Raw genomic sequence first — 9,045 nt, forward strand, 5'->3', positions numbered from 1 at the left:
GTGTCGGCCAGCAGCGGCGGCGGCGTGACCCGGGTGGCCTTCAGCGTCGGCGCGCCGCCGGCGCGCTAGCGTTCACTGCCGGTGGCGGCGCGAACAGCGCCGCCAGCCCCAGTCCTCGGATGAGGTCGGCGGTGGCCGAGGCCAGCCGCGTGGCGGGCCGGTGCCTGGCGCTGGCCAGCACCAGGTTGTTGGTGATGCGCGGCGCCTCGATCTCGCACAGCGACAGCGTGTGCTCGGCGGCCGGACCCACGACGGCCGAGCGCGGCAGGATGGCGTAGGCGTCGCCCTGCGCGGCCAGTTCCACGATGGTCTGCACCGCGTCCACCTCGGCCGCCACCGTCAGCCGCAGGCCCTGCGCGCGGCAACTGCTTTCCACCAGCGTGCGGATGGCGTTGGGCAGGCTGGGCAGCACCAGCGGATAGCGCGGCAGCTCGGCCACGCGCACGCGCGGCGGCAGCGGCGGCTGGCGGCCGGCCGCCGCCACCAGCACCAGGTCTTCCCGGAACAGCGATTCATAGGCCAGCTGGGGCGAGGGCGCGGGATCGTAGAGCAGGGCCAGGTCGACCCGGCCCGCCAGCAGCCATTCGCGCACCTGCGCGCTCAGGCCCTCGGCGACGGCGATCGAGGCGTCGGGGAAGCCGCGCCGGAACGCCTGCACCAGCGGCGGCGTCAGCACCCGGGCGATGCGCGGCGGCAGGCCCACCGACACCTTGCCGGCGGGCGTCTCGCGCAGGCTGCGCAGGTCTTCCCGGGCGCGCTCGGCCAGGGCCAGCAGGGCGCGGGCATGCTCCACGAAGCGCAGGCCCGCCTCGGTGGGTTCCACGCCCCGGCCATTGCGGTAGAGCAGATGCTGGCCCAGTTCCTGTTCCAGCAGGCGCACCTGCCGGCTCAGGGTGGGCTGGGCCACGTCCAGCATCTCGGCCGCGCGCGAGAAGCTGCGGCGCTCGGCGACGCGCAGGAAATATTCGATCTGCTTGAGGTCCATGAGACGGGCGGGGCGGGGGAGGCGCCGGGACGAGAGTCCAGGATATTTATATTTTCTATATCTGAAATGAAAGATATAGCATTGTTCGGCAAGCCGCAATCCATGACCATGGCGCTTTCCCCGCAGGATCGTCCCGTGTCCGATTGCCGTCCGCCGCTCGCGTCTCCGTCCCGTCCCCGCTACGCCCTGCCGCCGGGCGCCTGCGATACCCATTGCCATGTGTTCGGGCCGGCCGACGTGTTCCCGTATGCCGAGGGCCGTTCCTACACGCCGCCCGACGCGCCGCAGTCCCGGCTGGCCGCGCTGCACGCGCACCTGGGCATCCGCCGCGCGGTGGTGGTGCAGGCCAATTGCCACGGCGGCGACCATGCCGCGCTGCTGGACGCGCTGGCCCGCAGCGAGGGCCGCTATCGCGGCGTGGCGCTGCTGGGGGCGGATGCCACTCCTGCTTCGGTGCGCGCGCTGCACGAGGCCGGCGTGCGCGCGGCCCGTTTCAACTTCGTGCCCCACCTGGGCGGCGCGCCGGATCCCGCCGTCTTCGACCATGTGGTCGGCCTGATCGCGCCGCTGGGCTGGCACCTGTGCCTGCACCTGGACGGCGCCCAGCTGCCCGGCCTGCTGCCGCGCCTGCGCGCGCTGCCGCTGCCCTTCGTGATCGATCACATGGGCCGGGTGCGCGCCGCCGACGGGCTGGACGCGCCGGCCGTCCGCGCGCTGCTGGGCCTGGCGGACTTGCCCGGCGCCTGGGTGAAGGTGTCGGGCCTGGACCGCATCGGCGCGGGCCGGCGACCGTTCGCCGAGGGCATCCCTTTCGTGCGGGCGCTGGTGGAGGCCATGCCCGAGCGCACCTTGTGGGGCACCGACTGGCCACACCCGAACGTGCGCGGCGACATGCCGGACGACGGCGAGCTGTGCGACGCCTTCTTCCTGGCCTGTCCGGAAGACGATGCGCGTCGCCAGGTGCTGGTCCACAACCCGGCGCGGCTGTACGGATTTCCCTGAGCCCAGCGCCGCGGGCCCCGCCGGGCCGCGCGGCGACGACCCTATTCGATTCCAAAGGAGACAAGCATGTTGAAGAAACTATTCTGCGCCGCCCTGCTGGGGCTGGCCGCCGCCGGCGCGGCCCGCGCCGAGGCGCCCGTGCGGCTGATCATCGCCTTCCCGCCGGGCGGCCCGGTGGACCTGGTGGGCCGCGTGCTGGCCGAGCAGCTGGGCAAGGAGCTCAAGCAGCAGGTGATCGTGGAGAACAAGGCCGGCGCCAATGGCAACATCGCCGCGGCCTACGTGGCCAAGGCGCCCGCCGACGGCTCGGTGCTGTTCCTGACCAGCGTCGGCGCCGTGTCCATCAGCCCGGCGCTGTACAAGGACCTGCCCTACGATCCGGCGCGCGACTTCGCGCCGGTCTCGCGCGTGGTCAACAACGCCACCGTGTTCGTGGTCAACCCAGCCAACCCGGCCACGGACGCGGCCGATTTCGTCAAGCGCTCGCAGGCCGACTCGCAGCCGGTGGCGGTGGGCTCGTCCGGCATCGGCAGCATTCCGCACCTGACGCTGGAGATGTTCGCCGACGCCAGCCGCGCCAAGGTCATGCATGTGCCCTACAAGGGCGCGGCGCCGGTGATCAACGACGTGATGGGCAACCAGGTGGCGGGCTTCTTCGGCGACGTGCCGGGCCTGATCGGGCATATCCAGGGCGGCAAGCTCAAGGCGCTGGGCATCGCCGCGCCGTCGCGCCATCCGCTGCTGCCGGACGTCAAGACGCTGGCCGAGCAGGGCATCGCCGGCGTGGAGTCCAACAACTGGTACGGGCTGGTGGCGCCGGCCGCCACCCCGGCGGCCACCGTGGACAAGCTCAACCAGGCGGTGCGCGCCGCGCTGGGCAGCGAGGCCGTGCGCGCGCGGCTGGAGAAGTTCGGCGCCCAGGCCGCGCCCAGCTCGCCGCAGGAGTTGGCGGCGCTGATCGCGTCCGACCGCGACAAGTGGACCGCGCTGATCCAGCGCAAGAACATCCGGCCGGAGTGAGCGCCATGGACGCATGCAGAGTGACGCCGGTGGAGCCGGGCGCGCGGCCGGCGCTGGCCGGCCTGGAAGCGCGCATCGCCGCCGCGCGCGGCCGCGTCTCGCCGCTGTACCAGGTGCTGCTGAACAGCCCGGCCGTGACCGAGGGCTGGGAAGCGATGCTGACCGCCATCCGCCAGAAGACGGCGCTGGCGCCGCGCCTGCGCGAGCTGATCATCCTGCGGGTGGCGACGCTGAACGGCGCGCCCTATGAGTTCGAGGCCCATGTGCCGCACGCGCGCCAGGCCGGCATGCCGGACGCGCTGATCGAGCGCCTGCGCGCCGGCCCCGCGCTGGCGGAGCTGGCGGGACTGGGAGGGCCGGAGGGGCTGGCGCCGGGCGAGGCCGAGGCGCTGGCGCTGACCGACGCCATGACGCGCGGCATCGAGGTGCCGGACGCGGTGTTCGCGCCGCTGCGCGCGCTGCACGACGACCAGGCGCTGGTGGAATTGACGGCGACCGTGGCGGCCTACAACATGGTGTCGCGTTTCCTGGTCGCCTGGCGCGTCGGACACTGAGGAATGGGAAAGTGACGGATACCGTATTGCTGCTGTCCCTGGGCGAGCGCATCGATGCGCCGCGCGCCACCGGCATCGCGCAACGGCTGACTGACGGCCTGCCGCAAGTCGAGGTGCGCGCCTACGCGGCGGTCGATGAGGACGAGACCTATCTGTACATCGGCGGCGACGGCGGCGCATTGCCCGAGGTCCGGGCGCGCGTGGCCGAGCAATTGCCCGGCGCGCGGGTGCGCGTGCTGCACCGGACGCTGGACCTGCCCGGCGCGTCCAGCGGGCAGGACGCGCCCTGGCACTACATCGTCGAGACCGATGTGCTGCCCGAGGCCGAGGCCGACCTGAACGCCTGGTACGACCAGGAGCACCTGCCCGGCCTGGCCGCCGTGCCCGGCACCGTGCGCGCGCTGCGCTACGAATGCCGCCACAAGGGGCCGCGCTACCTGGCCTGCTACGACCTGCACACGCGCGAGACCTTCGGCAGCCCGCCGTGGCTGGCGGTGCGGGCCACGGACTGGAGCAGCCGGGTGCGGCCGTCGTTCCGCAACACGCGGCGCACGATGTTCGCCCGGATCCTGTAGGCGGCGCCGGCTGCGGCCATCAAGCATTGGCCGCCGGACAGCAATCCCCAGACAGCAATCACCGGGCGGCAGCCACGGGACGGCAACTACCGGACCGCAAGCACGCAAAAGGGCCGGACACCGCGAGGCGTCCGGCCCTTTGTCGCCGGGGGCGGCGAGCGCCCCGGCGGATACTGTCCGCAGGCTTACTTGAGCTGGCCCAGCAGCAGGAACTCCATCAGCGCCTTCTGCACGTGCATGCGGTTCTCGGCCTCGTCCCAGACCACGCTTTGCGGGCCGTCGATGACGTCGCCGGTGACTTCCTCGCCCCGGTGGGCGGGCAGGCAGTGCATGAACACGGCTTGCGGATCGGCCACGGCCATCATCTCGGCGTCGACGCGCCAGTCGGCGAAGGCGGCGCGGCGCTCTTCGTTCTCGGCCTCATAGCCCATGCTGGTCCAGACGTCGGTGGTCACCAGGTGCGCGCCCTGGCACGCTTGCATGGGATCCTTGAACTGGCGCAGCACCTTGTCGGACGGATTGCCGATGCGCGCCGGTTCCAGCTCGTAGCCGGCCGGGCCGGACACGTGCAGCGTGAAGCCCAGCAGCTCGGCGGCCTGCAGCCAGGTGTAGGCCATGTTGTTGGCGTCGCCCACCCAGGCCACCGTCTTGCCGGCGATGGGGCCGCGGTGCTCGATGTAGGTGAAAATGTCGGCCAGGATCTGGCAGGGGTGGAATTCGTTGGTCAGGCCGTTGATCACCGGCACGCGCGAGTGCGAGGCGAAGCGCTCGATGCGGGTCTGCTCGAACGTGCGGATCATGACGATGTCGACCATGCGCGAGATGACGCGCGCGGTGTCCTCGATGGGCTCGGAGCGGCCCAGCTGGGAGTCGTTGGACGTCAGGTTGATGACCGAGCCGCCCATCTGGTACATGCCGGCCTCGAACGACACGCGGGTGCGCGTGCTGGCCTTTTCGAACACCATCGCCAGCGTGCGGTCGTGCAGCGGCATGTGGGGTTCGTAGCGCTTGAACTTGTCCTTGATGAGGCGCGCGCGGTCCAGCACGTACGCGATCTCGGCGGACGAGAAATCCTTGAACTGGAGAAAGTGCCGCAACGGGCCGTTTTGAGTCGTAGGTGGTGTCATGGTGAGGTCGCAGGTCAAAGTGCCCGGCCGGGCTCGTGGCCCGGCAGGGGTGTTGATGATGTCTTGTCGGCCAGGAAATCCCGGATCAGAGGGACCAGGATCTCGACGATCCGGTCGGCTTCCGCCCGGTTGAGGATCAGGGGCGGCAGCATGCGGATGACGCGGTCGCGCGTGACGTTGATGAGCAGGCCCGCCTCGAGCGCGCGCAGCGCCAGCGCGCCGCAGGGCCGGGCCAGCTCGATGCCCAGCATCAGGCCGCGTCCGCGGATCTCGCTCACGCCGGGCGTGCCGGCCAGCGCGGCGGCCAGCGATTCGCGCAGGTGCGCGCCCACCGTGTGGGCGTTGTCGAGCAGGTTTTCGGATTCGATGGCGTCCAGCACCGCCAGCCCGGCCGCGCAGGCCAGCGGGCCGCCGCCGAAGGTGGTGCCGTGGCTGCCGGGCGTCAGCACGCCGGCGGCGGGGCCGGCCGCCAGCATGGCGCCGATGGGTACGCCGCCCGCCAGGCCCTTGGCCAGCGTCATCACGTCGGGCCGGATGCCGGCCCATTGGTGCGCGAACCACTTGCCGCTGCGGCCGATGCCGGACTGCACTTCGTCGATCATCAGCAGCCAGCCGCGCTCGGTGCAGAGCTGGCGCAGCGCCTGCAGGTAGGCGGCGTCCGACGGCCGGATGCCGCCTTCGCCCTGCAGCGCCTCAAGCAGGACCGCCGCCACGCGCGGCTCGGCGTCGCCGGCGGCGCGCACCGCGTCGATCTGGTTGTACGGCACCTGGATGAAGCCGGAGGGCAGGGGCTCGAAGCCCTTGCGGGCCTTGTCGCTGCCGGTGGCCGCCAGCGTCGCCAGCGTGCGCCCATGCCAGGACGAGTCCATGGTGATGATGTGGGCGTGCTGGTTGCCGCGCTGCCAGGCGTAATAGCGGGCCAGCTTGATGGCGGCCTCGTTGGCCTCGGAGCCGCTGTTGGCGAAGGCCGCTTCCTGCATGCCAGCCAGCGCCGTCAGGCGGGCGGCCAGCTCGGCCTGCTGCGGGATCTCGTAGATGTTGGACGTGTGGATGACGCGCGCGGCCTGTTCGGCGATCGCCGTCACCAGCTTCGGATGCGCGTGGCCCAGGCAGGACACGCCGATGCCCGCCAGCGCGTCCAGGTACTTGCGGCCCTGCGCGTCCCATAGCCATACGCCCTGGCCGTGCGTGAACGCTACCGGCAGGCGGGCGTAGATATTGGCCAGAGGCGAGGGCATCGCGGATTCTCCTGGGGCGGACTCCCATGGGCGGACAGGGCCGGCTTCGCGCCGCTGCCGCGGTGTCGCCGCGGCCTGCCTGTCTGGTTCGCCGGCCTGACGGGCGGAGCCGGTCCGACCACCCGCTGGACAGCTCCGTTTTACGGGGCGTGCAGCCGTTTTAGGGAGGGCAAAGGATCAATCATATACAATTCGCGGCGCAGGACGCATGTTTGATCACGCCGAAGATCCGGCTTTCGTGAAGGGCGTCCTGTAGATGAAGAACTCATGGCAACTCGCGTCAGACAATTCGTAATCCACGGCGTCACCGAAAGCGGCAGCCGATTCCGCCCCAGCGACTGGGCCGAGCGGCTGGCCGGCGTCATGGCCCAGTTCCGGCCGCCCGGCAGCGCCGGCAACCACCTCACCTATTCGCCCTACGTGCTGCCGGTCGTGATCGACGGCGTGCGCGGCATCGTGGTCGACCAGCGCCTGCGTGACCTGGAACCGCTGGCCTACAAGTTCGTGGTCGATTTCGCCCACGACAACAATCTCAAGACCGAAGAGCGCGAGGTCTGACCCCGATTCGGGGCAGGAACCCGGGAGGCGGCTTCAGGTCCGCGCGCCCGGATCGCGCGCAGCCACGAAAAAGCGCCCATCGGGCGCTTTTTCGTTGATGCGGGCGCCGCCCTCAGGAGGGCGGCCCCGCGCTACTTGCCGTAGACCACGTCGCGCAGCCCCAGCGACAGCCCAGGCCAGTAGGTGATGATCATCAGGCAGACGATCACCACGCCCACGAACGGGATCAGCGGTTTGACCAGTCGTTCCAGCGGCAGCTTGGCCACCGCGCAGGCGGCGAACAGGTTCACGCCGAAGGGCGGGGTGATCATGCCCAGCGCCAGGTTGACGACCATGATGATGCCGAAATGCACCGGCTCCACGCCGAATTTCAGCGCCACCGGCAGCAGCAGCGGGGCCAGCACCACGATGGACGCGGACGTCTCGATGAACATGCCGATGAGGAACAGCGCCGCGTTCACGCCCATCAGGAACGTGAACTTGGTGTCGAACACCTGCGCCAGCCAGACGCCCAGCGCGTCGGGGATGCCGGCGCGGTTGAGCAGGAAGCTGAAGACGCCGGCGTTGGCGATCACGAACATGATCACCGCGGTCGACATGACGGATTTGTGCAGGGTCTCGGACAGCTGGCCGAAGCTGAGCTTGCGGTAGATGAACTTGCCCACCACCACGGCGTACATCACCGCCACCACGGATGCCTCGGTCGGCGTGAACACGCCGCCGTAGATGCCACCCAGGATGATGACCGGCATCATCAGCGCCAGCCAGGCGCGCTTGAACGCCGGCCACAGCGGCAGGCGGCCCTCGCCGTCGCGCTTGCCCAGGCCGTTGCGCCTGGCGTAGAACCAGACGTAGAACATCAGCGCCAGGCCGATCAGGATGCCGGGCATCACGCCGGCGATGAACAGCTCGCCGGTGGAGGTGTCGGTGGACACGGCGAACAGGATCATCGGGATGGACGGCGGGATGATCACCCCCAGCTCGGCCGCGCTGGCCTGCAGCGAGGCGGCGAAGGGCGCCGGATAGCCGTGCCGGATCATGGCCGGGATCAGGATGGCGCCGACCGCGAAGGTGGTGGCCACGCTGGAGCCGGCCACGGCCGCGAAGATCATGCAGGTCAGCACGCAGGTGCAGGCCAGGCCGCCCTGGATGCCGCCCACCAGGCTCTTGGCGAACTCGACCATGCGTTCGGAAATGCCGCCGGCTTCCATCAGGTTGCCGGCCAGGATGAAGAAGGGAATCGCCACCAGCGGGTACTTGTCCAGCGCGGCGTACAACTGCTGGGCCACCACCAGCCAGGGCAGGTTGGCGGCGCCGACGCCCGCCAGGCTGGCCAGTCCGATCGACACGGCGACCGGCACGGACAGCCCGAAGAAAATCAGCATCGAGACAATCATCAATTGGGACATGGCGTGATCTGCTTGGATTCGTTTCGAACGGGTCAGCCCTGCGCGTCGTTGCGCAAGGGGGCCTCGGCTTCTTCGCCGGCGCACCAGCGGGCCAGCACGGCGATGGCGGCCAGCGTGGCGCCGACCGGGATGGCCAGGTAGATCCAGGAGATCGAGATGTCCAGGCTGGGCACGGTCTGGAAACGCACGCGCCAGGTCATCTGGCCGCCGATCCAGGCCACGAAGCCCAGGAAGCCGGCGCAGATCAGGCCGATCAGCGCTTCCAGCGCCCGGCGGCGCGCGCCGCCCAGCAGGTTGCGCAGCAGTTCGACGCTGATCATGGCGCCGTGGCGGAAGGCCAGGGCCACGCCCAGCAGCACGGTCCAGATGAGCAGGGCGCGGGTCAGGACCTCGCTCCAGTCGGCCGGCGAATGCAGCACGAAACGGGCGATGACCTGGTAGAAGGCGGCGGCCGCGGCGGCCACCAGCAAGAGTTGGGCGATGACCGATACCAGCTTGAAGAGCAGGCGGTCGAAGGCGCAGAGCAAACGCATGATGAATGGAGTCCCGCTAGCGATGGGCGCGAACCAGGCAGGGC

10 protein-coding genes are annotated in these 9,045 nt (G+C 70.4%); 5 read left to right on the forward strand and 5 right to left on the reverse strand.

Annotation, left to right across the window (positions count from 1 at the left end):
• Window positions 1-40: 40 nt before the first annotated feature.
• Window positions 41-985, reverse strand: a complete 945-nt coding sequence (locus KDH83_RS23220) for a LysR substrate-binding domain-containing protein (protein ID WP_212320255.1) — start codon at window positions 983-985, stop codon at window positions 41-43.
• Between the two features lie 135 nt (window positions 986-1,120).
• Here KDH83_RS23220 and KDH83_RS23225 point away from each other — a divergent pair, with 135 nt between their 5' ends.
• The 4 genes from KDH83_RS23225 to KDH83_RS23240 all read left to right on the forward strand — a co-directional run bounded on the left by KDH83_RS23225 (window position 1,121) and on the right by KDH83_RS23240 (window position 4,136).
• Window positions 1,121-1,987 (forward strand): amidohydrolase family protein, encoded by an 867-nt coding sequence (locus tag KDH83_RS23225; protein WP_349291657.1) that lies wholly within the window; start codon window positions 1,121-1,123, stop codon window positions 1,985-1,987.
• Between the two features lie 66 nt (window positions 1,988-2,053).
• Window positions 2,054-3,007, forward strand: a complete 954-nt coding sequence (locus tag KDH83_RS23230) for a tripartite tricarboxylate transporter substrate-binding protein (protein ID WP_212320257.1) — start codon at window positions 2,054-2,056, stop codon at window positions 3,005-3,007.
• Window positions 3,008-3,012: 5 nt separating this feature from the next.
• On the forward strand, window positions 3,013-3,561 hold the full coding sequence (locus tag KDH83_RS23235; protein WP_212320259.1) for a carboxymuconolactone decarboxylase family protein: 549 nt from the start codon (window positions 3,013-3,015) through the stop codon (window positions 3,559-3,561).
• A gap of 11 nt (window positions 3,562-3,572) precedes the next feature.
• Window positions 3,573-4,136, forward strand: a complete 564-nt coding sequence (locus tag KDH83_RS23240; protein ID WP_212320261.1) for a DUF4286 family protein — start codon at window positions 3,573-3,575, stop codon at window positions 4,134-4,136.
• Window positions 4,137-4,321: 185 nt separating this feature from the next.
• Here the strand turns inward: KDH83_RS23240 and argF are convergent, their stop codons facing one another.
• Entirely contained in the window at window positions 4,322-5,263 is a 942-nt protein-coding gene (gene argF, locus KDH83_RS23245; RefSeq protein ID WP_212320263.1) for an ornithine carbamoyltransferase, read from the reverse strand.
• A 14-nt stretch (window positions 5,264-5,277) separates the two neighbouring features.
• Window positions 5,278-6,501: an aspartate aminotransferase family protein gene (locus KDH83_RS23250; RefSeq protein ID WP_212320265.1), complete on the reverse strand. Its 1,224-nt coding sequence runs from the start codon at window positions 6,499-6,501 to the stop codon at window positions 5,278-5,280.
• Between the two features lie 267 nt (window positions 6,502-6,768).
• Here KDH83_RS23250 and KDH83_RS23255 point away from each other — a divergent pair, with 267 nt between their 5' ends.
• Window positions 6,769-7,059: a DUF3579 domain-containing protein gene (locus KDH83_RS23255; protein ID WP_212320267.1), complete on the forward strand. Its 291-nt coding sequence runs from the start codon at window positions 6,769-6,771 to the stop codon at window positions 7,057-7,059.
• Window positions 7,060-7,190: 131 nt separating this feature from the next.
• Here the strand turns inward: KDH83_RS23255 and KDH83_RS23260 are convergent, their stop codons facing one another.
• Window positions 7,191-8,468: a TRAP transporter large permease gene (locus KDH83_RS23260; RefSeq protein ID WP_212320269.1), complete on the reverse strand. Its 1,278-nt coding sequence runs from the start codon at window positions 8,466-8,468 to the stop codon at window positions 7,191-7,193.
• A 32-nt stretch (window positions 8,469-8,500) separates the two neighbouring features.
• Window positions 8,501-9,001 carry a TRAP transporter small permease gene (locus KDH83_RS23265; protein ID WP_212320274.1) on the reverse strand — a complete coding sequence of 167 codons (501 nt, stop codon included), beginning with the start codon at window positions 8,999-9,001 and terminating at the stop codon, window positions 8,501-8,503.
• Window positions 9,002-9,045 lie beyond the last annotated feature (44 nt).

It is taken from the genome of Achromobacter sp. Marseille-Q0513, assembly GCF_018195695.1.
Lineage (GTDB): Bacteria > Pseudomonadota > Gammaproteobacteria > Burkholderiales > Burkholderiaceae_B > Achromobacter.